The sequence below is a fragment of the Synechococcus sp. N19 genome (assembly GCF_900474045.1).
In the GTDB taxonomy this organism is placed as follows: Bacteria; Cyanobacteriota; Cyanobacteriia; order PCC-6307; family Cyanobiaceae; genus Parasynechococcus.
This window is the reverse complement of the sequence record NZ_UCNR01000018.1, coordinates 101,281-123,478: the sequence shown is the minus strand read 5'-3', so window position 1 is coordinate 123,478 and position 22,198 is coordinate 101,281. Positions and strand designations below refer to the sequence as shown.

Annotated in this window: 25 protein-coding genes and 1 tRNA gene; 13 read left to right on the top strand and 13 right to left on the bottom strand. The window is 63.9% G+C overall.

Annotation, left to right across the window (positions count from 1 at the left end):
- Positions 1-84: 84 nt before the first annotated feature.
- From murD to DXY02_RS11555, 4 genes are all read right to left on the bottom strand, one after another.
- Positions 85-1,470 carry a UDP-N-acetylmuramoyl-L-alanine--D-glutamate ligase gene (murD, locus tag DXY02_RS11570; RefSeq protein ID WP_114989482.1) on the bottom strand — a complete coding sequence of 462 codons (1,386 nt, stop codon included), beginning with the start codon at positions 1,468-1,470 and terminating at the stop codon, positions 85-87.
- Between the two features lie 42 nt (positions 1,471-1,512).
- Positions 1,513-1,584 (bottom strand) — tRNA-Val (locus DXY02_RS11565).
- Between the two features lie 72 nt (positions 1,585-1,656).
- Complete coding sequence (locus DXY02_RS11560; protein ID WP_170951577.1) at positions 1,657-2,433, bottom strand: photosystem II S4 domain protein; 777 nt, start codon at positions 2,431-2,433, stop codon at positions 1,657-1,659.
- The gene (locus tag DXY02_RS11555; protein WP_114989480.1) at positions 2,433-2,933 is read right to left on the bottom strand and encodes a hypothetical protein; all 501 of its coding nucleotides are present in this window, start codon (positions 2,931-2,933) and stop codon (positions 2,433-2,435) included. The genes DXY02_RS11560 and DXY02_RS11555 overlap by 1 nt, the downstream gene beginning before the upstream one ends.
- 106 nt (positions 2,934-3,039) lie before the next feature.
- Here DXY02_RS11555 and serA point away from each other — a divergent pair, with 106 nt between their 5' ends.
- From serA to DXY02_RS11535, 4 genes are all read left to right on the top strand, one after another.
- Complete coding sequence (serA, locus tag DXY02_RS11550; protein WP_114989479.1) at positions 3,040-4,626, top strand: phosphoglycerate dehydrogenase; 1,587 nt, start codon at positions 3,040-3,042, stop codon at positions 4,624-4,626.
- Positions 4,626-5,513 (top strand): 50S ribosomal protein L11 methyltransferase, encoded by an 888-nt coding sequence (gene prmA, locus DXY02_RS11545; protein ID WP_114989478.1) that lies wholly within the window; start codon positions 4,626-4,628, stop codon positions 5,511-5,513. The genes serA and prmA overlap by 1 nt, the downstream gene beginning before the upstream one ends.
- A 155-nt stretch (positions 5,514-5,668) precedes the next feature.
- The gene (locus DXY02_RS11540) at positions 5,669-5,968 is read left to right on the top strand and encodes a ferredoxin (protein WP_006043345.1); all 300 of its coding nucleotides are present in this window, start codon (positions 5,669-5,671) and stop codon (positions 5,966-5,968) included.
- Between the two features lie 99 nt (positions 5,969-6,067).
- Complete coding sequence (locus tag DXY02_RS11535; protein ID WP_114989565.1) at positions 6,068-6,490, top strand: hypothetical protein; 423 nt, start codon at positions 6,068-6,070, stop codon at positions 6,488-6,490.
- A gap of 14 nt (positions 6,491-6,504) precedes the next feature.
- On the opposite strand, the gene psbV is transcribed toward DXY02_RS11535, so the two are convergent.
- Both psbV and rnz read right to left on the bottom strand, forming a co-directional pair.
- Positions 6,505-7,017, bottom strand: coding sequence for a photosystem II cytochrome c-550 (psbV, locus tag DXY02_RS11530; RefSeq protein ID WP_222929014.1), 513 nt, complete (start codon positions 7,015-7,017; stop codon positions 6,505-6,507).
- A 73-nt stretch (positions 7,018-7,090) separates the two neighbouring features.
- Positions 7,091-8,050, bottom strand: coding sequence for a ribonuclease Z (gene rnz / locus DXY02_RS11525; protein ID WP_114989476.1), 960 nt, complete (start codon positions 8,048-8,050; stop codon positions 7,091-7,093).
- Between the two features lie 5 nt (positions 8,051-8,055).
- Between rnz and DXY02_RS11520 the strand changes: the two genes are divergently transcribed.
- The 3 genes from DXY02_RS11520 to DXY02_RS11510 are packed head-to-tail and all read left to right on the top strand — an operon-like array spanning position 8,056 to position 10,553.
- On the top strand, positions 8,056-9,543 hold the full coding sequence (locus tag DXY02_RS11520; protein WP_114989475.1) for a SpoIID/LytB domain-containing protein: 1,488 nt from the start codon (positions 8,056-8,058) through the stop codon (positions 9,541-9,543).
- Complete coding sequence (locus tag DXY02_RS11515) at positions 9,503-10,270, top strand: glucosamine-6-phosphate deaminase (protein ID WP_244276319.1); 768 nt, start codon at positions 9,503-9,505, stop codon at positions 10,268-10,270. The genes DXY02_RS11520 and DXY02_RS11515 overlap by 41 nt, the downstream gene beginning before the upstream one ends.
- Positions 10,271-10,289: 19 nt before the next feature.
- A complete protein-coding gene (locus DXY02_RS11510; protein WP_114989473.1) occupies positions 10,290-10,553 on the top strand; it encodes a hypothetical protein in 264 nt (87 codons plus the stop codon).
- 30 nt (positions 10,554-10,583) lie between these two features.
- Here DXY02_RS11510 and DXY02_RS11505 read toward each other — a convergent pair whose 3' ends face one another.
- The 3 genes from DXY02_RS11505 to truB form a co-directional block, all read right to left on the bottom strand.
- Positions 10,584-10,754 (bottom strand): Nif11 family protein, encoded by a 171-nt coding sequence (locus tag DXY02_RS11505; protein ID WP_071823080.1) that lies wholly within the window; start codon positions 10,752-10,754, stop codon positions 10,584-10,586.
- Between the two features lie 105 nt (positions 10,755-10,859).
- The gene (locus DXY02_RS11500) at positions 10,860-11,603 is read right to left on the bottom strand and encodes a YebC/PmpR family DNA-binding transcriptional regulator (RefSeq protein ID WP_114989472.1); all 744 of its coding nucleotides are present in this window, start codon (positions 11,601-11,603) and stop codon (positions 10,860-10,862) included.
- Between the two features lie 53 nt (positions 11,604-11,656).
- On the bottom strand, positions 11,657-12,565 hold the full coding sequence (gene truB, locus DXY02_RS11495; RefSeq protein WP_114989471.1) for a tRNA pseudouridine(55) synthase TruB: 909 nt from the start codon (positions 12,563-12,565) through the stop codon (positions 11,657-11,659).
- Between the two features lie 41 nt (positions 12,566-12,606).
- Here truB and DXY02_RS11490 point away from each other — a divergent pair, with 41 nt between their 5' ends.
- Positions 12,607-13,359, top strand: a complete 753-nt coding sequence (locus DXY02_RS11490; RefSeq protein ID WP_114989470.1) for a bifunctional 2-polyprenyl-6-hydroxyphenol methylase/3-demethylubiquinol 3-O-methyltransferase UbiG — start codon at positions 12,607-12,609, stop codon at positions 13,357-13,359.
- Between the two features lie 82 nt (positions 13,360-13,441).
- On the opposite strand, the gene rpmA is transcribed toward DXY02_RS11490, so the two are convergent.
- Both rpmA and rplU read right to left on the bottom strand, forming a co-directional pair.
- Positions 13,442-13,708, bottom strand: coding sequence for a 50S ribosomal protein L27 (gene rpmA, locus DXY02_RS11485; protein ID WP_114989469.1), 267 nt, complete (start codon positions 13,706-13,708; stop codon positions 13,442-13,444).
- 45 nt (positions 13,709-13,753) lie between these two features.
- Positions 13,754-14,119 (bottom strand): 50S ribosomal protein L21, encoded by a 366-nt coding sequence (gene rplU / locus DXY02_RS11480; RefSeq protein ID WP_011365073.1) that lies wholly within the window; start codon positions 14,117-14,119, stop codon positions 13,754-13,756.
- 132 nt (positions 14,120-14,251) lie between these two features.
- Between rplU and DXY02_RS11475 the strand changes: the two genes are divergently transcribed.
- The 3 genes from DXY02_RS11475 to kaiC all read left to right on the top strand — a co-directional run bounded on the left by DXY02_RS11475 (position 14,252) and on the right by kaiC (position 17,102).
- Complete coding sequence (locus tag DXY02_RS11475) at positions 14,252-15,136, top strand: circadian clock protein KaiA (RefSeq protein ID WP_114989468.1); 885 nt, start codon at positions 14,252-14,254, stop codon at positions 15,134-15,136.
- Positions 15,133-15,498 (top strand): circadian clock protein KaiB, encoded by a 366-nt coding sequence (gene kaiB, locus DXY02_RS11470; RefSeq protein ID WP_114989467.1) that lies wholly within the window; start codon positions 15,133-15,135, stop codon positions 15,496-15,498. Before DXY02_RS11475 ends, kaiB begins: the two co-directional genes overlap by 4 nt.
- Before the next feature lie 65 nt (positions 15,499-15,563).
- The gene (gene kaiC, locus DXY02_RS11465) at positions 15,564-17,102 is read left to right on the top strand and encodes a circadian clock protein KaiC (RefSeq protein ID WP_011365071.1); all 1,539 of its coding nucleotides are present in this window, start codon (positions 15,564-15,566) and stop codon (positions 17,100-17,102) included.
- A gap of 1 nt (position 17,103) precedes the next feature.
- Here the strand turns inward: kaiC and DXY02_RS11460 are convergent, their stop codons facing one another.
- Together DXY02_RS11460 and purD are read right to left on the bottom strand one after the other, a co-directional pair.
- Entirely contained in the window at positions 17,104-19,170 is a 2,067-nt protein-coding gene (locus DXY02_RS11460; RefSeq protein WP_114989466.1) for an ATP-binding protein, read from the bottom strand.
- Entirely contained in the window at positions 19,167-20,474 is a 1,308-nt protein-coding gene (purD, locus tag DXY02_RS11455) for a phosphoribosylamine--glycine ligase (RefSeq protein ID WP_114989465.1), read from the bottom strand. The genes DXY02_RS11460 and purD overlap by 4 nt, the downstream gene beginning before the upstream one ends.
- Before the next feature lie 58 nt (positions 20,475-20,532).
- On the opposite strand from purD, the gene DXY02_RS11450 reads away from it, so the two are divergent.
- Together DXY02_RS11450 and purC are read left to right on the top strand one after the other, a co-directional pair.
- Positions 20,533-21,441 carry a hypothetical protein gene (locus DXY02_RS11450; protein ID WP_114989464.1) on the top strand — a complete coding sequence of 303 codons (909 nt, stop codon included), beginning with the start codon at positions 20,533-20,535 and terminating at the stop codon, positions 21,439-21,441.
- The gene (gene purC, locus DXY02_RS11445) at positions 21,438-22,190 is read left to right on the top strand and encodes a phosphoribosylaminoimidazolesuccinocarboxamide synthase (protein ID WP_114989463.1); all 753 of its coding nucleotides are present in this window, start codon (positions 21,438-21,440) and stop codon (positions 22,188-22,190) included. Before DXY02_RS11450 ends, purC begins: the two co-directional genes overlap by 4 nt.
- The last annotated feature ends 8 nt before the right edge of the window (positions 22,191-22,198 follow it).

Here is a 22,198-nt window from a genome sequence, read left to right as displayed (position 1 = left end):
AACCAGAAGGCCACGTCGCAAGGCTTGTTTCACACCATCATCGGACCGTTAGGCCCAGATGCATCCCATTGCGTTCGTTTGGTCTCAGGCGACGTCCAGCAGGGGGGTGATCAGGGTGCGGAAGTGGTCTCCTCTGGCCTCGAAATCCCTGTATTGATCAAAGCTGGCGCAGGCCGGTGACAGCAGCAGCGATGAGGCTTGATGCCGCTGTATGGCCGTTTCAGCCAGGTTTACAGCGCTCTCGAGCTCCGGGCACTGCAGCAGTTCGCCGGGGTATCCAGCCGTTTTGGCCAGGCTGGCCAGCTCATCGGCCCCCGCACCGAACAGGATCAGGCTGCAGGCCTTGGTGTGCAGCTGCTCGAGCCAGCCACTGGCATCGCCCTGTTTGGTCTGCCCCCCGGCCAGCACCACGACGGGCCCCTGCACGGCCCGCAAGCCAACCTCGGCTGCGTCGTAATTGGTGGCTTTGCTGTCGTTGAACACGCTAGCTCCTGCCAACGTGCCCAGTTGCTCAAGCCGGTGCGGTACGCCCGGAAATGTGCGCAAGGCGTCGGCGATTTGCTGGGGGGAGAGGCCGACCTCGAGGGCGGCAGCTGTCACCAGCAACAGGTTTTGGCGGTTGTGGCAGCCCGGCATCGCCAGGGCATCAGCCGTAAACAAGCGGGTGGTGGTGTTGCGCACCATGCCCTCGTCATCAATCCAGAGGTCGGCGGGCTGGTTGTCCGGACGCGCGCCTTCACTGCTCACCCAGGTGCCGCGGTTCCAGCTGCTGCGCTGCTGGCGCAGGTCTGGATCATCGGCATTGAAGAGGGCGCACGCCGAGCGTTCAAGCAGCCCGCGTTTGATGGCCCGGTAGGCCTCCATGCTGCCGTGGCGTTCGAGATGGTCTGGGGTCAGCGTGGTCCAGATGCCGATCTTTGGGGCCACGGCGGGCGCCGCCTCAATCTGGTAGCTGCTCAGTTCCATCACGAGCCAATCCGGCCGCGGTGTGGCTCCGCCGCTGATCTGGCAGGCCAGTTCAGCGGCGGAGAGGCCCATGTTTCCCCCCATCGGTGCCGTAAGGCCTGAGGCTTCCAGCACGTGGTTGAGCAGATGGGTGACCGTGGTTTTGCCGTTGGTTCCTGTGATGCCGATCCAGGGGATCTGTTGAAGGGCATCCCAGGCCAGATCCATCTCGCCGCGCACCTGGATGCCCTCGGCTCGCAGCTCAACCAGGGTTGGATGATCCCAGGGGATGCCAGGGCCGATCACCACTGCGTCCAGGTTGTCGCGCCAGGCGTCAAAGCTCTCCAGGGTCAGGGGCTGCCCAAGTACCACCTCAATGCCCTCTTTGGCGAGGATTTTCGAGGTGTGTTGGAGGGCTTCGTTATCGCCCCGTTCGAACACAACAACATCGCGATTCTGCTGCTTGAGCAGACGCGCAGCTCCCAAACCTGAGCGACCCAAGCCAACGACAATCGTACGTGTCATCGCGAGGTCTGAAGTTATAAAACGCAGTCCCTACAGGGAAAGTGGGCGATACTGGATTTGAACCAGTGACTCCTACAATGTCAATGTAGTGCTCTACCCCTGAGCTAATCGCCCGACATCGATCAGTTGAAATCTTGTGATTTCAACGACCGAGGTTGAACAGTAGCAGCTGGTGGGCAGCTCAACTCAACTGCGGCGCAGTTCAACGCGCCAGCGCTCCCGTTTGGTGCGCGTGAGCGAGAGCACCTCCACCGAGCCGCGATCCTGCAGCTGCAGCCGGTCGCCCACCACCAGTTCACGGCTCGCTTGACGCACGTTGCCCCAGTTGAGCCGTAGACGCCCAGCTTTGACGTGGGTCACGATCTTGGCTCGGGACAGCCCGAATCCAGCCGATGCAATCGCATCCAGGCGACAGGAGGCTTCCACCGTCTGCAGGGTGCGGACGCTGCGTTGCACAGGCTGCTGCAACTGCTCCACAGGACGAGATTCGCAGCGAATCTCCACCTCGCGCACGGCCCCCAGGCGGCCATGCAGGGCTTCGGCAGCACTGGGGGTGCAGATCCCTTGCCCGCCGCGATCGCCGCGCACCCAGAGATCGCCGATGTTGTCTACATCGACGCCCATGGCCTTCAACGCTTCGCGCAGATCCTCGGGGGAAAGGGGGTCGAAGAGGAAATTGCCTTCAATCAGCAGGCCTTGAACCGGGGCTGCTGGATCAGGGCTGTCGTCGCGACGGTGGCAGAGCAGCCGTTGGCGTTCGGCGCCTGGATAGCCGCCATCGCTGATCCAGGTCAATTCACTTAGACTGCCCAGGCGTGCCAAGGCTTCCTCCCGCAGCGGTGCGCTGAGAAAGGGACTCCAGGCCGGTTGCCAGGTGCGCAACACCTGCTCCGCGAGATCGACCAGCAACGTCAGCCCTTCCGGGTTCTGGGCCCCCGCCAGCAGCTCCTCCCGGGGCAGCATCACAGGTCGTCGAGGCGAACCACCTGCTGCGGCCGCGACTTTTGAATCACCTGCCAGGGGGCTTCGATGCCATTAGGTGTTTCCAGCAGCACCAGCCAGCGTCCTTCGTCGCGGCGGTTGCGCAGGATCCGCACGCCTGCATCGTTGTCTGAATCCACGCTGGCGGCTGCGGCGTAGCTCCCCATCAGGCCGGAGCCCATGCCCAGCAGGCCGCCGATCAGGGTTTCGCCCCAGGGGCCAAAGCTGGCGAAGGTGGTGAGGGTGGTGATCTTGGTGAAGGTGACCCCTGCCAGGAAACCGAAGGGCATCAGCCAGCGGGCCATGCCTCGCTGCCGCTGTTGGCGCGTGAGGTTGGGGTTTAGCAGGGCAACCTTGTCGATGGCATCCCCATCAGGGGGGATGGTCAGACACTTCAGCAGCGGCAGATCGGTGTCCCGGAGCCGCTGGGTCAGGCCTTCCGCCGCAGGGGCATCGGCCATCACCATCACACAGACGGGCATGGGGCATTCAGATCCAATGCGCTGAATTCTGAACCCTGTGCTTCGAACTGGAGGCGGTGGTGGATGTCGATCTCTACAGTTCACCGCGGCAGTTCTGCGCCTTTCGATGACGAAAGTTCTTGTCTCCGATCCGATCGACCAGGCCGGGATCGACATCCTTGGCCAAGTGGCGCAGGTGGATCAGCGCACCGGCCTCTCGGAGGAGGAGCTGATCGGGATCATCGGTGAGTACGACGGATTGATGATCCGTTCCGGCACCCAGGTGACCGCAGCGGTGATCGCGGCGGCGAGTCGTCTCAAGATCATTGGCCGCGCCGGCGTCGGCGTCGACAACGTTGATGTGCCTGCGGCCACCCAGCGGGGTGTGCTCGTGGTGAACTCGCCGGAGGGCAACACCATCGCTGCAGCGGAGCACGCTCTGGCGATGATGTTGACCCTCTCGCGGCACATCCCTCAGGCCCATGGCGGCATGCGGGCCGGCAAGTGGGACCGCAAGAAATACGTCGGCAACGAGCTCTACAAGAAGACTCTGGGGGTGGTCGGTCTCGGCAAGATCGGATCCCACGTCGCCCGGGTTGCCCAGGCCATGGGCATGGATGTGATCGCCTACGACCCCTTCATTGCTGCTGACCGGGCTCAACGGATGCAGGTGAAGCTGCTGGAGCTGGATGAGCTGTTCCGAACCGCCGACTACGTCACCCTGCACATCCCGCGCACCAAGGACACCGAGAACCTGGTGAATGCGGAGCTGCTGCGCACGATGAAGCCCACGGCGCGGATCGTGAACTGCGCCCGCGGCGGCGTGGTGGATGAGGCGGCGATCGCTGAAGCCATCAACAACGGTGTGATCGCCGGTGCGGGCCTGGATGTTTACGCCAGTGAGCCCCTGGCGGAAGACTCCCCCCTGCGGGCGGTGGAGCGTGGTCTGGTGCTGACGCCCCACCTCGGTGCATCGACGGAAGAGGCTCAGGAGAATGTGGCGATCGATGTGGCGGAGCAGATCCGTGATGTGCTGCTGGGTCTGCCGGCCCGCAGTGCGGTCAACATTCCCGGCCTCAGCGCCGAGATCATGGAGCGGCTCAAGCCCCATCTCCAGCTCGCCGAGACGGTCGGTCTGCTCGTCAGTCAGCTGGCTGGCGGTCATGTGAAGGAGATGGAACTGCGCCTGCAAGGTGAATTCGCCAGCCATCCCTCCCAGCCTCTGGTGATTGCTGCCCTGAAGGGTCTGCTCAGCGCTGGCCTGGGTGACAGCATCAACTTCGTGAATGCCTCGCTCGAGGCCAAGGCCCGCGGCATCCAGGTGCTAGAGGTCAAAGATGAGAGCAGCCGCGACTTCGCCGGAGGCTCATTGCAAATCACCACCCGTGGTGATCAGGGCAGCCGCAGCGTCACCGGTGCCGTCTTTGCCGATGGCGATCTGCGCATCACCAGCATCGATGCCTTCCCGGTGAATGTGACCCCCAGCAGCCACATGCTGTTCACCCGGCACCGGGACATGCCCGGAATCATTGGTCACCTGGGCTCTCTGCTGGGCGAACACAACGTCAACATCGCCTCCATGCAGGTGGGCCGCAAAATCGTTCGCGGTGATGCGGTGATGGTGCTCAGCATCGATGATCCGATCCCAGCAGATCTGCTGCAGACGATCACGGCCATCGATGGCATCCAGGAAGCACACCCGGTCACGCTCTGATGTGGTGGCGCCTCACACTCCCATGTCCTCCGGAGCTGGAGGAGTCGCTGGTGTGGAAATTGACGGATCTGGGGCTGCATCGCCATGCGGTGCAGCATGCGCCGGAAACGCCTGATCGCAAGACGCTGTTGGTCTGGCTCCCGAAACCGGAGTGGCCGGAGCCTCAGCGGCGGGAGCTGGTCGCCAGCCTGCAGCCGCTGGCGGAGCCCTTTGGACTCAGCCTGCCCGACGGGCACTGGGACGATGTGGCCGACGAGGATTGGAGCCTCAGCTGGAAACAGCATTGGCAGGCCGATCCTGTCGGTACGGGGCTGTTGATCCTGCCGGCCTGGCTGGAGGTACCGCCAGAGCATGCCGATCGGCTGGTGATCAAGATGGACCCCGGCAGTGCCTTCGGCACCGGAAGTCACCCCACCACCCGGCTCTGCCTGGAGGCGTTGGAACAGTCGCCTCCCCTGGGGGCGCTTGTGGCCGATTTGGGCTGCGGCAGCGGGGTGCTGGGCCTCGCTGCGCTGGGTCTGGGGGCGGAGTCGGTGGTGGCCGCTGATACCGATTCCCTGGCGGTGCGTGCCACAACGGACAACCGCGGCCTCAACGACCGATCGGAGGCTGAGCTTCAGGTGGCTTTCGGTTCTGTGGAGACCCTGAGCGATCTGCTCGCGCCCCGCCGCGCTGATCTGCTGCTCTGCAACATCCTGGCTCCGGTGATTGAAGCCCTCTCCCCGGGTTTCGAGGGGCTGCTTCAGCCCGATGGGCGCGCTCTGCTCAGTGGGCTCCTGGTGGATCAGGCACCGCGCCTGAAGGAGGTTCTCGGGGGCTTGGGCTGGTCGGTCACCGCCGAGGCGGCACAGGGCCGCTGGGGGCTGCTGGAGATCCGCCGCCGCTAGACCTGGCCCTATAAGCCAGGCTTATCAGAGTGGGGTCTCCGATTGGTCCTCCTCCCCAGTGCCCCCGGAATCGTCAGGTTGAGCACCTATTTGAAGTAAAAATGTATCGTTCTGCAGGACCGGGTTTTCCGGAACCCTGTACGCATTCATCAATCATGGCTTCTTACAAGGTCACCCTGGTCTCCGAGAGCGAAGGTCTGAACAAGACCATCGAAGTGCCCGACGACCAGTACATCCTCGACGCTGCTGAAGAGCAGGGCATCGACCTCCCCTACTCCTGCCGCGCTGGCGCTTGCTCCACCTGCGCCGGCAAGATCACCGCTGGCACCGTCGACCAGTCCGACCAGAGCTTCCTGGACGACGACCAGATCGAAGCTGGTTTCGTGCTGACCTGCGTCGCCTACCCCACCAGCGACTGCACCATCAAGACCCACGCCGAAGAAGAGCTCTATTGAGCCTCTGTCCTTCAACTGGACGTGTCTTCAACCACCCCTTCGGGGGTGGTTTTTTTTGGTCTGGTCGTCTTCCATGCGTGTCCCTTGTCTTCTCCTGCCGTGAGCCGCCCCGAAGTCGACGATCTTCTGGAGCCCGGCAGCGTTCACACCAGCCCCGGCGGTCAGTACAGCTTCCGCGTCATCGGGCCCTGTTGCCGGTTGTTTGATCGCGAAGAACTGCCCTGGCCCTGCTGTCGTCTGGCCTGGCGCAGCAAGGAGCCGAGCTGGCGACGGATCGGACGGCGGTTTGTGCCCGACCTGGCGGCCCGGCGTTGCCCCTCCTACGCCGTGGAACTGCTGCAACCAGGGGGCAGGCCTACACCCACCGTGCTGACCCTGTTCTCCGTTCGTTTCAGTCGGGATCTGCAGGAGTGGTGGTATAGCCGCCATCCCAACTCCATGGCCCCTGAGCAGGTGAGTCCCCCAACAAAAAGCCCCGACGACCTGAGGCCGCCGGGGACAAACGATTTTGATTGGAGTTGATCGGCAGAAGCTGATCAGAAGTAGATCTTGCCGCCACCCCAGGCGCTGCCCTGGACTTTGGGCGACACCAGGATGTAGCCAGCCATCAGGCGCAGATCCTCATCATCGAGATCGCGCATGGCGGGGTAGAGCTCAGCGTCGCGCATGCTCGGGTGCAGGTCAGCAATGCTGTACTCACCGTCGTAGGAGGTGGGGTCCTTCATGTAGTCGACCAGGGCCTCAACGTTGTCGCGGGCCGGGGTGGCCAGGGCCAGGGTCTCAGGATCCAAGCCCACGTTGTGATTGGTCTTGGTGATGCCGCCGGCGTGGCAGGTGCCGCAGCTGGTGTTGAACACCTTGCGGCCAGCATCGATTTCACGATCGCTGAAGGTCACCTCTGTGCCGGAGGGATCTGCCGGAACCGTCAGGGTCTCAGCGTCCCACTGGGCCGCCTGAGCCGGAGAGATAACGGCCAAACCGATCAGCACCGGGATGAGGACCAGAAGGCCCTTCAGGGACCGTCGCAAGGAAGAGAACACAGAGGCCATGAAGGTAAGGGGGTGTGACGCATTCACCGCACCAAGCTCTTGTATCACGGGGAAGTGACCCTCAGTGGCCGGATCACGAACTGTTGCAGCGTGGTTTGACGTCAATGCTGAGGAAGTCCTTGGCCAGCAGCGTGTTGGGGAAGATCGCCTTGGCCTCGTCCAACAGGTCTTGGGGCGTGACCGGGTTGCCCGGCACGTAGCGCGGGCTGAGGTGGGTGAGCACCAGTTGCCCCACACCCGCTTCGGCGGCCGTCTGGGCAGCCATGGTGCTGGTGGAGTGCTGTTTCTGGAACGCCATCTCTGCCTCGCCATGGGCAAAGGTGGATTCATGGATCAGCAGATCCGCGCCGCGGGCAAGCTCGACGGCCGCTTCGCAGAACACCGTGTCGGTGCAATAGACGACGCTCACACCGGGCCGTTCCTCACCGCAGAGGCTGGTGCCGTCGATGCTGCGACCGTCCTCCAGGGTCACCGTTTCACCCCGCTTCAACTGTGCGTACACGGGGCCGGGTGGGATGTTCAGTTCCCGTGCTTTCTCAATGTCGAAGCGACCGGCCAGGGGCTTCTGTTCGATGCGATAGGCGTAGGCCGGCACTCGGTGAGTGAGCGGGGTGCAGCGCACCATGAAGTCGTCGTCCTCGAACAGCAGCGTGCCCTGCTCGGCTGCATCCCGGACCCTATGGACAGCGAGGGGATAGCCGATCCGGGTGGAGCTGGTGCGCAGCACACCATTGAGGTAGCTCTCCAGCGGGTCCGGCCCGTAGAGATCCACCCCTGCGGCGCTGCTGCCGGCGAGCCCGAGGCTGGCGAGCAGACCAGGCAGGCCGAACACGTGGTCGCCATGCATGTGGGTGATGAACACCCGGCGTAGCTGCGAGAGCCGCAGATCACTGCGTAAAAACTGATGTTGGGTTCCCTCGCCGCAGTCGAACAGCCACATCTCCGAGCGCTGCGGCAAGCGCAAAGCCACGGCTGAAACGTTGCGGGCCCGGGTGGGTACCCCAGAACTCGTACCGAGAAATGTGACCTGCAAGGCCGGTGCTCCTCAGGACTCATGCTGCCATCTGGCTGAACCCAGGAACAGGCGGCACACTGGGGCGCCTCTTGATCTCCAGCGTGCGCAGCGCCTCCGTTGCCGTCGGTCTGGTGCTCGTCGCTGTGATCGCTCCATCACCGGTGGTGCTGGCCCGCGGCCGCGAGCCGCAGATGCGCGTGCTGCTGCTGGAGAGCAACCAGGTCAGCCTGCACTCCGATGGCGCATTGCCGCTGCGGGTGCAGGGACTCCCCGGCGGCGAGCGACGGCCACAGCGGCTGCAGCTCAGCCTTAAAGGGGCCCGCCTGAGCGCCACTGTGGATGGCCGATCGATGCGGCTGGCCCCCAGCACCCTGGTGACGGTGCAGAACGACGATCCACGGGGCATCTGGTTGAGAGGGCGTCGCTACCGCGGTGTGCTCAGCGTCAGCGGCCGCGGCGGCACCTTGCGGGTGGTCAACAGCCTGGGCGTTGAGACCTATCTCGCTAGTGTTGTCGGCAGCGAAATGCCCCACCGCTGGCCACTGGCTGCCCTGCAGGCCCAGGCCGTGGCCGCTCGCACCTATGCGTTGAAACAACGCAGCCGCGGTGGTGCCTGGGATGTGAAGGCCACGGTGGCGAGTCAGGTGTACCGCGGAGTGGAGTCGGAAACGCCGAGCACACTCAAGGCGGTGGCGAGCACCCGTTCGCTGGTGCTCGTGCACGGGGGTCGCCTGATCGATGCCGTCTTCCACAGCAGTTCTGGCGGGGTGACCGAGGCGAGTGGGATGGTCTGGCGCCGCCAGCATCCCTATCTGGTCAGCGTCCCCGATCACGATCAGCACAGCCCGGTGCACCGCTGGGAACAATGGTTTGATTCGGCTGGGCTGCGTCAGCGGCTGCCCGAAACCGGTGGGCTCCAGGACGTTGAGGTGCTGAGTCGTTCCGCCAGTGGACGGGTGCGTGAGGCCCGCGTGCGCGGGCCCCGCGGATCGCTGGTGCTCAGCGGCGGCGAGCTGCGCAAGCGGTTGGGACTCAAAAGCACGCTGGTGAACTTTGAGATGGTCACGGGGGGGCAGCGTTCTCCCGTGGAGCTTCCGGTGCGGCGGGGGACTGCAACCGCCCGCCCGGGCTCCCGCATTGATCGGATCACCGCATCGGTGGCTCGCCAGCGGGGAGCACGGCCGCCCCTATTGGTGGCCCCTCCGCCGGTGCTGGTTAGCAAGACGTCGGTGCGTCGTTGGTCCGCTGGCGGACTCCAGCTGCTGGTGAAGGGCCAGGGCTATGGCCATGGCGTTGGCATGAGTCAGTGGGGAGCCCATGGTCTGGCGGAGCAGGGGGCTCACTTCCGCTCGATTCTTCGGCACTACTACCGCGGGGCTGAGGTTGTTCCCTACCAGCCGCACCACAATCCATCGCTGGCGCTGAAGCCCCCAACGAAGCCATTCTGGAGAGACATGCCGGTTTCGCCCTTTGGCACGGTTTCCCTGTCGTCTGCAACGCCATTCCAGTGACACGGATCTCTGCGCTGTGCTGGCGGCCCATCTGGAGCGTCATCTGCGCAGTTGGCAGGGGCCTGATCCCCTGAAGCCCTTGGGCCTCGCCACGGGCCGCACCATGGAGCCGCTCTATCGCACCCTGGTGGACCGGCTGCAGTCGTGGTCTGCCGATGAGCTGGAGGCCCTGCGGGCCCGGTGGTGCAGCTTCAATCTGGACGAATACCTCGGGCTTTCGGCGGACGATCCCCGTTGCTACAGGGCCTACATCAACCACCACCTCGCTGCACCCTTGGGCTTGCCCGCCTCAGCGGTGCATCTGCCCGACAGCACTGCCGCTGACGGAGCGGTTGCCGCGCGGCGCTACGGCGAGCAGCTCAGCGGCTGTGGCGGCATCGGCCTGCAGCTTCTGGGGCTCGGCAGCAATGGTCATGTGGGTTTCAACGAGCCGCCTTGTCCCTCTGATCAGCACTGCCATGAGGTGGAGCTGACCCCTGCAACCCGGCAGCAGAACGCGGTGCTCTTCGATGGTTGCGTTGAGGCTGTGCCGCAGCGGGCCATCACCCTGGGCCTGTGGGAGATCCTCGAGGCTGCTGAGATTCATCTGGTGGTGACCGGCGCCGCCAAGGCCGGCATCCTCAAGCGGTTGTTGGACTTAAGGGAGCCGGATCCTGCGCTGCCCGCCAGCTGGCTGCTGACCCATCCCAATGTCTGGCTCTGGTGCGATGCAGCGGCTTTAGCTTGAACAGCCGAGAGCAGCGGCGATGAGCATCGACCCCGTGGAACGGCGCCTTGAGCAGAGCTTTGAGGCAGAACGCTGGACGCGCTTCATTCAGGACTGTCAGGACCTTGAGCAGTTGCGCGAGACGGCCTTGGCGTTGGTGCAGCAGCTGGCCCAGCAGAAGGCGGCCAGTGCCTGGATGGCCACCCGGGCCTCGGAATCGGAAAACGCCAAGTTGGAGATGCTGGCGCGGATGATCCGTCAGCAACCCGATGGCGAGGAGGAGAAGGCGACTGAGTCCCCCTGAGGGGGCCCCAGCCGCCAGCCTGGTCGGGTGTCAGTGTTCCTTTTGCCAGCGGCTCAGGTGTGCTGGCGAGAACTTGTGGCCGTGTTTGGCCCCGACCTTGACCACGCAGGAGTTGTCCTTGCCGCAGCGCTGCACCTCATCGCGGATCGAGTCGTTGCTCTGCACCCGCGACATGAACGTCTCCAGCTGTTTCATGGACATGGCGATCCTCCAGAAGGGATGTCTTCGGCCTAGCGCTGGGGTCGATCGGTGCTCAGGGCCTCAAGCTTTGGTACGGATTTGCTGACGACAAACTTCAAGGAGGCGTCAGTCGAGCTCCAGTCCGTCGGCGAGATCGAGGTTGGCGCTGACGCTGCGCACATCGTCGAGCCCGTCGAGGGCATCCAGCAGCTTGAGGCAGCTGCGGGCGGTGTCGGGATTGTTCACAGAGACGCTGGTCTGGGCGGACCAGTGATGGCCCCATTCCCGCACATTCCAGTCAGCCCGTCGCAAGCCGTCCTGAAGGCTCTCCAAGGCCTCAAAGGGGCCGTGCACGATCACTGATTCGTCCAACAGCTCATAGCCATCGGCCTCCAGCTCCAGGAGGCTTTCCAGTAACCGTTCCTCATCGTCGGGGCCGGCGTTGAGGATTACTTCGCTGCGGTGTTCAAACAGGTAGGCCACGCAGCCGTTTTCCCCCAGATTTCCGCCGTTCTTGCTGAAGGCCAGCCGCAGATCCGCCGCGGTGCGGTTGCGGTTGTCCGTGAGCGCTTCCACCAGCACCGCCATGCCGCCGGGACCGTAGCCCTCGTAGCGCACCTCCTCGAGTTGGGCTCCATCACCCGCCTGACCTGACCCCTTGGCGATGGCCCGCTCGATGTTGGAGGCGGGCACCCCAGCGGCACGGGCTTTGCTGATGGCCGTGCGCAACTGAAAATTCCCGGCGGGATCGGCTCCGGCACGGGCCGCCACCATGATTTCCCGCCCCAGCCGGGTGAATACCGCACCACGTTTGGCGTCGACGACGGCCTTGGTGCGTTTGATCTGGGACCATTTGCTGTGGCCAGCCATCGCGTCAGGGCAGGGCGGGATGCGCTCGGAGAGTACTGAGCGACCGGTTGGTTTCAGCCTGCTGCATCGAAGACCACCTTGGGTCGCAGCAGACCTTCGCTCTCGCGGTGGCCGATGCCGGCCATGCTTCCATCCGCATTGCACACCACCACCGCCTCTCCAGGCCCTGGATCCATCGCGATGCGTCGGCCGCAGCGCCAGTCGATCTGCTCGGCTTCGCTGAGATCACGTCGGGGCAGGGCCCCCAGGGCCAGCAGCGGCGAGAGGGGATCGGGCGGCATAGCGTCTCGCTCTGGCAGGGGATGGGCCTGATGCGCATGGAACCCCAGGGCTTGGGTGCGGCGCAGGGAGGCCAGACAACCTCCGCAGCCGATGCGCTCCCCCAGATCCCTGGCGATCGAGCGGATGTAGGTGCCGGCGGAACAGTGCACCTCGATGCTCAGCTGCCCCAGGGCCGCATTCCAATCCAACAGCTCCAGCCGGTGCACGGTGACGGCCCGTGGCGGCAGATCCATGGCTTCACCGCGCCGTGCCCTGGCATGGGCTCGTTCGCCATCCACATGGACGGCGGAGACCTGCGGCGGACGCTGTTCAATCGAGCCCCGGAACGCCTCCAGGCTGCTGTTGAGCTCGGCTTCACTGAGGGATGGCCAGGCCTGCTGCTCCAGCAGCTCTCCTTCCAGATCGTCGCTGATGGTGCGCCGGCCCAGCTGAATCACCCCGGTGTAGGTCTTCTCCCCGGGGAGGTAGGGCAGCAATCGGGTCGCCGGCCCTAGGGCAATGGGGAGAACCCCGGTGACGGCAGGATCAAGGGTGCCGCCATGGCCCACGCGCTTGAGGCCGTAGCTGCGGCGCAGACGGCTGACGCAGGCGTGGGAGGTGAGGCCTGCGGGCTTGTCGATCACCACGAAGCCGAAGGGGCCGTTCACCGGGGCTGGAGCGGGGTGCCCTGACTGTTGCATTCCGCCGGCTGCGTAGGTTGGCTGCTATCTGATGCCCATCCATGCCCCAGCTCCGCAGCAGCACGGACGCGGACGTCTCCGCTTTTCTGGCGGACGGTTTGGGCATCAAGCAACACCTCAGTCGCTACCTCGACCTGACGCTGGATCAGCTTGAGCAGCGTCTGCCCAGCAGCACCGACGACCTGGCGGATCTCCATCCCGGTGCGTTCCGGCCGGAGGACGCCACCGCCTTCTATGAGGACACGGTGGGCACGGGACACCTGCTGGAGCTGGCGGCCTGGCACCTCTCCAGTGCGGACTACATCGCCAACACGCTGCGGCTGCAGGGCATGGCGGTGCAGGGCCAGGTGCTGGATTTCGGCGGTGGCATCGGCACCCACGCCCTATCAGCGGCGGCGCTGCCGGAGGTCGACCACGTCTGGTTTGTCGACCTCAATCCCCATAACCAGGCTTTTGTTCAGCAACGGGCGCAAAGCCTGGGGCTGGCGGACAAGCTCTCGGTGCATCGCGACCTCAGCGGCACGGGCGATGTTCGTTTCGATGCGGTGGTCTGCCTCGATGTGCTGGAACACTTGCCGGATCCCTCGGCGCAGTTGCTGGAGTTTCACCAGCGGATGGCCCCCGGGGCTATCGCGCTTCTGAACTGGTACTTCTTCAAAGGGCATCAGGGCGAGTACCCCTTTCATTTCGATGATCCGGCCCTCGTGGATGGGTTTTTCCGCACCCTGCAGGCTCAGTTCCTTGAGGTGTTTCACCCCTTGTTGATCACGGCTCGGCTGTACCGGCGTTCCTGAGGCTGCGGCAACACAAGCTCCCAACAAAAAAGCCCCGGTGCCAGCTGGCATCGGGGCTTTGGATTGACGTTGGCCTTGAAACTCAGACCGCTGCAGTGATGTTGATGCGCTTGCGGTTGCGCAGGCCGCGGCGTATCGATTCGAACTTCACGATGCCGTCGGTAAGGGCAAATAGGGTGTCGTCCTTGCCTTTGCCGACATTGACGCCAGGCAGAACGGAGGTGCCGCGCTGGCGGATCAGGATGGAACCGGCGGTGACGGTTTCGCCGCCGTAGGCCTTCACACCAAGGCGTTTGGCGTTTGAGTCGCGGCCGTTACGGGTTGAGCCTGTGCCTTTTTTATGTGCCATGAGAAGAGATGCTGGTGGGGCGGTTGATGAAGCGAGGGGGAGAGGTCAGCTGATGGCCTTGCCGCCCACGGAGATGGACTCAACCATCACCCGGGTGAGTTCCTGCCGGTGACCATTCTTGCGGCGGGTTTTCTTTTTTGGGCGCATCTTGTAAACGATCACCTTGGGTCCGCGGCGATGGGCCATCACCTTCAGGGACACGGTCGCGTCCTTGACGTAGGGCTGGCCGAGGGTGGTGCCCTTGCCGTCCTTCACCAGGAGAACGTTCTCAAGCTTGATGGTGTCATCCACCTCAGCTTGAAGCCGATCGATGTCGTAGTAGCGGTTGGGCTGCAGCCAGATCTGGGTGCCCGACGCCTCAACGATGGCGTAGGTACCGCTCTGTTCCGCGGCTGGTTTGGTGTCGGCCATAAGGTGAAAAGACGCGTTCAGGCTCGGCGAACCGATTCAGGCCTGAGCCGCAATCGAAAGACAAACAAAGATCTTCGTCTCTGACGCGCCCCATCGTCAAGATTCAGATACCTAGACGATGCGGATGCCCGGATGGCCAGGCCGGCCCTCACTGTTGCTCTCGTGCTGGCCAGCCCAGCCTTGGTGGAAGCCTGCCGCCCCTGGCTGCCGGCCAACCGTTACGAGTCTGTTGTTCTGACGGTTGATCCTGGGGAGACCCTGGCGGCTGTTCTCGGACCCCAGCAGGACGACTTCGACGCTGTGGTGCTCGAGCAGAGCCTGCTCGATGCTTCAGCCAAGGAGCAACTGCTGGCGGCGGGTCTGCTTTTTCCCGCCGTGATCGTTGGGGAGGTCAAGGGGCAGGTGGATTACCACCCCGAGGAGTTGCATCTGCCCGACGACCAGCTGGCCCAGCTGGGATACAACGTGGATGCGGCCATTTCGCGTTTTCTGCGCCAGGGTCGTGCCGACGGACGCACGGACGACAGCAGCTCCTCCTCCCGCGCCGTCAGCAACCTCTCCGATCGCCTGCAGGAGCGACTCGGCTACCTAGGGGTCTTCTACAAACGGGATCCATCGCGCTTCCTGGGCAGCCTGCCCCCCGAGGAGCGCCGGGATCTGCTGCTGTCGCTTCAACGCACCTATCGGGACCTGCTGGCGAATTATTTCAGCGATCCGGCCGCGGCCAATCAGGCCCTGGAAAGCTTCGTCAACACCGCTTTCTTCAGTGATCTGCCGATCACCCGCACCGTTGAGATCCACGTGGATCTCATCGATGAATTCTGGAAACAACTGAGTCTGGAGGGCCACAAACATGACTTTCTTCAGGATTACCGCCTTGCGCTTCTTGATGTGATGGCGCATCTGTGTGAGATGTACCGGCGCTCCATTCCGCCGGACCTTCCTCTGTCGGGCACGGCTTCCAGCCGTGTACGTCGCCCGACGGATCAGCTCGATGCCTCGGAGGAGTCGTCATGAGTCCCCGCAAGACCTACATCCTCAAGCTTTACGTGGCGGGCAACACGCCCAATTCGATGCGGGCGTTGAAAACGCTGCGCAACATCCTCGAGACCGAATTCCGGGGGGTGTATGCCCTCAAGGTGATTGATGTGCTCAAAAATCCGCAACTGGCGGAAGAAGACAAGATCCTGGCAACGCCGACCTTGTCCAAGATTCTTCCCCCGCCGGTGCGCCGCATCATCGGTGACCTCTCCGATCGCGAGCGGGTGCTGATCGGTCTGGATCTGCTTTACGACGAGCTGTCTGACACGTCGCTCAGTTCGAGCTTGATCGATGCGGTCGATGAGGAGACCGACACGACGATTTCTTCAGATCCTTAAGCGACATGGTGCGCTCCAGCACGGTTCATCTCCTGCTCACTACGGTCAAGTCATAGGTGGTTGCCATGCAGTTCCCCCCGACCAGCGGTCAGCCTCAGATGCAGGTTCAAAAGCTCCCGACAGGGATCGAGGGCTTTGATGATGTGTGCCAGGGCGGCCTGCCGATCGGCCGCAGCACGCTGATCAGCGGCACGTCCGGCACCGGCAAGACGGTGTTTTCGCTGCACTTCCTCCACAACGGCATCAAGCAGTTCGACGAACCCGGCATCTTCGTCACCTTTGAGGAATCGCCCCTCGACATCCTGCGCAACGCCGCCAGTTTCGGTTGGAACCTGCAGGAGATGGTCGAGCAGGACAAGCTCTTCATCCTCGACGCCTCACCGGATCCTGACGGTCAGGACGTGGCCGGCAGTTTTGATCTCTCCGGTTTGATCGAGCGGATCAACTACGCCATCCGCAAATACAAGGCCAAGCGCGTCGCTATCGACTCGATCACGGCGGTGTTCCAGCAGTACGACGCTGTGTTCGTGGTGCGCCGTGAGATCTTTCGGCTGATTGCAAGGCTCAAGGAAATCGGCGTCACCACGGTGATGACCACTGAACGGATCGACGAGTACGGCCCGATCGCCCGCTACGGCGTTGAGGAATTCGTCTCCGACAACGTGGTGATTCTGCGCAATGTGCTCGAAGGAGAGCGGCGTCGGCGCACCCTTGAGATTCTCAAGCTGCGGGGCACCACCCATATGAAGGGCGAGTTCCCCTTCACCATGGGAACCCACGGCATCAGCATCTTCCCGCTCGGGGCCATGCGCCTCACCCAGCGGTCATCCAACGTCCGGGTCAGTTCCGGCGTGCCGCGCTTGGACGACATGTGCGGCGGAGGTTTCTTCAAGGACTCGATCATCCTCGCCACCGGTGCCACCGGAACGGGCAAGACGATGCTCGTCTCCAAATTCATCGAAGACGCCTGCCGCAACAAGGAACGCGCGATCCTGTTTGCCTATGAGGAATCGAGGGCTCAGCTGCTGCGCAACGGCACCAGCTGGGGCATCGACTTCGAGCAGATGGAGCAGGACGGGCTGCTCAAGATCATTTGCGCCTATCCCGAATCAACGGGCCTTGAGGATCACCTGCAGATCATCAAGACGGAGATCAGCCAGTTCAAACCGTCGCGGATGGCGATCGATTCCCTCTCCGCCCTGGCGCGCGGTGTGAGCCACAACGCCTTCCGTCAGTTCGTGATCGGGGTGACCGGTTACGCCAAGCAGGAGGAGATCGCCGGCTTCTTCACGAACACCTCTGAGGAGTTCATGGGCAGCCATTCGATCACCGACTCCCACATCTCCACGATCACTGACACGATCCTGTTGCTGCAGTACGTGGAGATCCGCGGGGAGATGGCCCGCGCCCTGAACGTGTTCAAGATGCGCGGTTCATGGCACGACAAGGGCATCCGCGAATTTGTGATCACGGGGAATGGCCCTCAGATCAAGGATTCCTTCTCCAACTTCGAGCGGATCATTTCCGGTGTGCCCCATCGGGTCACCACCGATGAGCGCAGCGAGTTGTCGCGCATCGCCCGCGGCGTCTCCACCGAGGACTGAACTAAAGCTCCAAGGCCTCGGCGATGGCGCTGCGGCTGCGCCGTTCTGCTTGCAATTGCAGCTCATCCTTGTCGGCCTCCGCCAGGGGGAGGTCGAACCAGAAGGTGGTGCCCACCTCGGGCTCACTCGCCATCTGAACCTGGGCGTCGTGCTTCTCGAGGATGCCCCGCACGATCGAAAGACCCAGTCCGGTGCCCACTTCCGTGTGAACGGCGTTCTCGACCCGGAAGAAGCGATCGAAGATGCGCTCCTGATCAGCGCTGCTGATGCCGCAGCCCGTGTCGGCAATCTCCACCCTCAGCTTGGGCAGCGGTGAGGTGAGAGCGCAGGTGGGTCCATCACTGGTGGTGATCGCCGTTCCCTCCACCGAACAGGCGTCGGGCCAGGGATAGGCCCGCAGCGCCAGGGGGCCGCCGGGCCGGCTGAACTTCAGAGCATTGCCCACCAGGTTGTCGAGCACCTGCAGCAGCAGGTCCCAGTTGCCCAGCACCTCGGGCAGTTCTTCGGGAACATCCAGCACCAGTTCCACCTGGCGATCCTCGGCATTCAGCCGGTAGGTGCGCAGGGTTTGCTCCATGGCCGGACGCATGCTGATCGGTTCGAACTGCAGCGTCCGGCCCGACTCCAGCCGGGAGAGGTCCAGCACATCGTTCACCAGCCGGGTGAGTCGATCGGTTTCGTCGTTGGCGACCCCGAGAAACTCCTTCTGTTCATCGGGGCTGAGCTGATCGCCGAGGTCGTGCAGGGTTTCGACGTAGCTCTTGATGTTGAACAGCGGCGTGCGCAGTTCATGAGAGACGTTGCTGATGAAGCGGCTCTGGGCCGCATTCAGTTCCACCTCGCGGGTGAGATCCTGAATGGTGACGGCGATGCCCTTGAGGGTTTCACCGCTGGCATCACGCACCGCTTGCAGAACGATGCGCAGGGTGCGGGCCGGTTCTCCCACGCTGCAGCGCAGGTCTTCACTGTCGGCCGCGCCACCGAGCAGGGCATCGAGGGGACTGTGCAGTTCGATGGCCAGCAGTTCCGGCAGTTCCCCCACCAGCTCCTGGCCTTCCAGGCTGCGTCCTTCCCAGCGGAACAGACGCCGCGCTGTGGGATTGGCCAGCACGATGCGGCCGTCGGCATCCAGCAGCATGGCTCCGTCGGCCATGGTGGCGATCAACGACTGCTGCTTCACCTGGGCGGCGGTGAGCTCCTCGATGTTGGCCTCGTCGTAGGCCTCGAGCTGGGAGGCCATGGCGTTGAAGCCGGTGAGCAGTTCCCCCAATTCCCCGCCCACTGGCAGGTCAACCCGGGCACCGAAGTTGCCGGAGGCGACCGAGCGCACCCCCCGCAGAAGTTCCTTCACCGGGCGGGTGATGGTGAGGGCGTTGAACACCGCGCCCAGGATCACTAGCACCCAGATCGAGATGAACACCGCCACGGTCACCTCCCTGGTGAGGGCTGCGCTGGCCAGGGCGGTCTCATTCGGGTTCACCCCGAGGCCGAGAACGCCGTAGTACTGACCCCCCCGGATCAGGGGGACGAATACATCGGTGACGGCACCCTGGGGCGTGAGGTGTTGCCGTACCAGGGGGTTCTGGGGGCGTCGACGCAGCTCTTCGGGCAGCTCCAGTCGCCGGTTGAGACGAAGCTCTCCATCGCCACTGCTGGGGGTTCCGCTGATCGGGATCCCCAGATAGACGACGCCTTCGGGGTCAGCAAAGAAGATGTAGCGGACGCTGCGGCTGGAACGCCAGAACTTTTCGGCGACGTTGGCCAGCTCACGGTCCTGGCCCTGCGCCACCAGCTCAGTGACATTGCCGGCCAGCAGCAGGCCCAGATCCCGGGCGTAGCGCGTGTCGTTCATCACCGCATCGCGCTGAATTCCGTTCAGCGCGAAGAAGGTGATGCCCGTCATCATCAGGCTCACCACCAGGGTGGCGATCGCCAGCAGCTTGGTCTGGAGGGTGAATTCCGCCCACCAGGCGGTGATGCGGTCCCAGAGGTTCTGGTCGTCCCCCGGCGGCTTGCCATTGGGAGGAAGCGCCCAATCAGCGATTGCTGCTCCGCTGCCGCTGCTCATCCGCCCGAGCGCACCTGATGGCCTATGTCTTGACGGTAGGTGATTCCGGCGTAATCCAGCTGATTGAGGCCGTTGTAGGCCTCGGCAAAGGCGGCATCGAAGTCATCGCCCTGGGCGACGACGGCCAGCACCCGGCCCCCTGCGGTGAGCAGTTCGCCGGAGCTGTCGCGGCGGGTGCCGGCATGAAATAGCTGATGGTTGGGGCTGGGGGCGAGGTCGATGCGAATCGCATCGCCTTTGCGGGGGGTCTCCGGGTAGCCCTCGGCGGCCGCTACAACGCAGGCACTGCAGCGTTCGGCGATGCTCAACTGAGGGGCCAGATCGAGGCGTCCGAGAGCACAGGCCTGCAGCACGGCGCCCAGTTCAGGGCCGAGTAGGGGCATCAAGGTCTGGCATTCGGGATCGCCGAAGCGACAGTTGAACTCGATCACCTGGGGCCCATCGGCCGTGATCATCAGGCCGGCATAGATCACGCCGCGGTAATCGATGCCCCGTTGGCGCAGGGCCTTCAAGGTGGGCTCGAGCACGATGCGGCGCACCTCCTCGAGGCCCTCAGCATCCAGAAGCGGGGCGGGGGCATAGGCGCCCATGCCGCCGGTGTTGGGTCCGCGATCACCGTCCTTGAGCCGTTTGTGGTCCTGCGCCGGGGGCAACAGCACCATCCGCTCCCCATCGCAGAGGGCGAACACCGACACTTCAGGGCCCTCCATCCGCTCCTCCAGCACCAGCTGGGAGCCGGCGGCACCGAAACGCCCTTCAAAGGCTTCGCGGATGGCGGTTTCCGATTCCTCCACGCTGTCCGCCACCGTGACGCCCTTGCCGGCGGCCAAGCCATCGGCTTTGACCACCAGAGGCCGTTGCACCTCCTGCAACACCGCCAGGGCCTCGGCTTCACTGGTCACCGCCCAGTGGCCAGCGGTGGGGACCCCCGCCTCCTGCATCAGCTGCTTGGCCCAGGCTTTGCTCGCCTCCAGTTGGGCCCCCTCCGCTCCCGGGCCGAACACGGCAAAGCCCGCATCGCGCAGGGCATCGGCAACACCAGCAGCCAGCGGCGCTTCCGGACCCACCACCACCAGGTCGACGCCGTTCTGCTGGCACAGCGCGATCAACCCAGCGCTGTCGGTTTCACCCACCGCCATGGCGCTGCCTTCCGTGCCGCCGTTGCCAGGGGTGATCCAGACCGTGTCCAGGCCCGGACAACGGCTCAGGGCCCAGGCCAGGGCCTGTTCCCTGCCGCCGCCACCGACGACGAGGGCACGTTGGAGGGCGGGCAGCGTGGTGGGACGGGTGGACGACATGGCCATGGTTGCGGGAGGAACGGTTTGGGCCTCGTAGGTTTTCCTTTGTAGACCGCAGCCCGCCATGGGGACTCCCCTTTTCCCCTTCGCCCTCACCCTTCTGGCTGCTGTCACGGCAGCCCCGGATCTGCACGTGATGCGCGAGGAACGCTTTCAGAGCGTTCTCGCTGAGATGGATCTGGCCGCGGCGGAGCAGGCTTGTCTCAACCCCCGCATCGCCAACTCCGACGGCCGTCGCCAGGCCTTGCGTGATCGGCTGCTGGAGCTGCATCCGGTGATCGATTCCTTGGAGCTGGTGCTGGCCAACGCCGAAGCCTTGATGAGCTGCGGTGCCCCCGAAGCTGCAGCCGTGGTGCTCAACCGCTACTTCCCCCGCGTTGGCGATGAACGGAGTCAGTGGTTGTCGTTGCGCTGGCGTGCTGCTGCAGCGGCCCTGGATCACCGCCAGGCGGCTTTGGCGCTGCGCCGTTTGGTGGATGGCAATCTGAAAGCCCTGGATGCGCCTCTGTTCCCTGGAAAGCCGATGTCGGATCAGGGCAATGGGCTGGATCAATTGGCTTGGCATGAAGCGGCTCTGGGCCACAACGCTGTGGCTGTGGAGCTGCAGCTGTTGGGCGATCTGACGGGCGTTCAGGGGGCCAAACGACTGGCGCGGGCGGCGCAATGGTTCGATGCCGATCAGTTCGAGCAGGCCGATCAGCTGCTGGAAACCGCCTTGGACCAAGCCGCGGCAGCGGAGGCCTGGGGACTGGCCATGGACCTGCTGCATCAACAGCTGCACCTGCAGTTGGCGGCTGGGGGCGATGGCGCGCGGCCGCGGCAGCGGATCCAACGGCTGGCCACTGTTCTTGATGACCGTTATGCGCTCCAGCAACTGCAGCCGGAGGCCGAACCCGATCCCCTGCTGCGTTCACCGCGGGATCCCGGAGGCCATGCTGTTGTAAGACCAACAGCCGTTGCACCGTCGCCATGACGCCCGATCACGGAGAGCTGCTTTACGAAGGCAAGGCCAAACGGGTGTTCACCAGCACGGATCCCGACCGGGTGCTGGTGGAGTTCAAGAATGACGCCACCGCCTTCAATGCCCAGAAGAAAGCCCAGCTTGACGACAAAGGTCGGCTGAATTGCCAGATCGCAGCACGGTTGTTCGAGCTGCTGGAGCGTGAGGGGGTGCCGACCCATTACTGCGGTCTGGCCGGGGAAACCTGGATGTTGGTGCGACGGGTGCAGATCATTCCCCTCGAGGTGGTGCTGCGCAACACCGCCACCGGATCACTGTGTCGTCAGACGCCTATCGCGGAGGGCACAGCCATCGAACCCGCCCTGCTGGATCTTTATTACAAGAACGATTCGTTGGGCGATCCCTTGCTCACTGAGGCGCGCGTGCAGCTGCTCGGTGTGGCAGACCCAGCGCGACTGTTAGCGATTGAACAACTGGCCCGCCGGGTGAATGCCGTGCTCCTGCCGTTCTTTGAAGAGCTTGATCTGCAACTGGTGGATTTCAAACTGGAGTTGGGGCTGGCATCGGATGGAACGCTCCTGCTTGCCGACGAGATCAGTCCTGATACCTGCAGGCTCTGGGACCGCCGCAACAGCAATCCCGAGGACCGAATTTTGGATAAGGACCGCTTCCGCAAGGATCTCGGTGGGGTCATGGAGGCCTACGGGGAGGTCCTTAAACGGATCCAAAGCAGCTGCCCCAACCCCCGCAACTGCCTGTAAGGTCAGCG

Coding starts and splice junctions, on each gene's coding strand:
- murD (WP_114989482.1), bottom strand. CDS start 1,470: ATGACACGTACGATTGTCGTTGGCTTGGGTCGCTCAGGTTTGGGAGCT.
- DXY02_RS11560 (WP_170951577.1), bottom strand. CDS start 2,433: ATGCTGCCCCGGGAGGAGCTGCTGGCGGGGGCCCAGAACCCGGAAGGG.
- DXY02_RS11555 (WP_114989480.1), bottom strand. CDS start 2,933: ATGCCCGTCTGTGTGATGGTGATGGCCGATGCCCCTGCGGCGGAAGGC.
- serA (WP_114989479.1), top strand. CDS start 3,040: ATGACGAAAGTTCTTGTCTCCGATCCGATCGACCAGGCCGGGATCGAC.
- prmA (WP_114989478.1), top strand. CDS start 4,626: ATGTGGTGGCGCCTCACACTCCCATGTCCTCCGGAGCTGGAGGAGTCG.
- DXY02_RS11540 (WP_006043345.1), top strand. CDS start 5,669: ATGGCTTCTTACAAGGTCACCCTGGTCTCCGAGAGCGAAGGTCTGAAC.
- psbV (WP_222929014.1), bottom strand. CDS start 7,017: ATGGCCTCTGTGTTCTCTTCCTTGCGACGGTCCCTGAAGGGCCTTCTG.
- DXY02_RS11510 (WP_114989473.1), top strand. CDS start 10,290: ATGAGCATCGACCCCGTGGAACGGCGCCTTGAGCAGAGCTTTGAGGCA.
- DXY02_RS11505 (WP_071823080.1), bottom strand. CDS start 10,754: ATGTCCATGAAACAGCTGGAGACGTTCATGTCGCGGGTGCAGAGCAAC.
- DXY02_RS11500 (WP_114989472.1), bottom strand. CDS start 11,603: ATGGCTGGCCACAGCAAATGGTCCCAGATCAAACGCACCAAGGCCGTC.
- truB (WP_114989471.1), bottom strand. CDS start 12,565: ATGCAACAGTCAGGGCACCCCGCTCCAGCCCCGGTGAACGGCCCCTTC.
- DXY02_RS11490 (WP_114989470.1), top strand. CDS start 12,607: ATGCCCCAGCTCCGCAGCAGCACGGACGCGGACGTCTCCGCTTTTCTG.
- rpmA (WP_114989469.1), bottom strand. CDS start 13,708: ATGGCACATAAAAAAGGCACAGGCTCAACCCGTAACGGCCGCGACTCA.
- rplU (WP_011365073.1), bottom strand. CDS start 14,119: ATGGCCGACACCAAACCAGCCGCGGAACAGAGCGGTACCTACGCCATC.
- DXY02_RS11475 (WP_114989468.1), top strand. CDS start 14,252: ATGGCCAGGCCGGCCCTCACTGTTGCTCTCGTGCTGGCCAGCCCAGCC.
- kaiB (WP_114989467.1), top strand. CDS start 15,133: ATGAGTCCCCGCAAGACCTACATCCTCAAGCTTTACGTGGCGGGCAAC.
- kaiC (WP_011365071.1), top strand. CDS start 15,564: ATGCAGTTCCCCCCGACCAGCGGTCAGCCTCAGATGCAGGTTCAAAAG.
- DXY02_RS11460 (WP_114989466.1), bottom strand. CDS start 19,170: ATGAGCAGCGGCAGCGGAGCAGCAATCGCTGATTGGGCGCTTCCTCCC.
- purD (WP_114989465.1), bottom strand. CDS start 20,474: ATGGCCATGTCGTCCACCCGTCCCACCACGCTGCCCGCCCTCCAACGT.
- DXY02_RS11450 (WP_114989464.1), top strand. CDS start 20,533: ATGGGGACTCCCCTTTTCCCCTTCGCCCTCACCCTTCTGGCTGCTGTC.
- purC (WP_114989463.1), top strand. CDS start 21,438: ATGACGCCCGATCACGGAGAGCTGCTTTACGAAGGCAAGGCCAAACGG.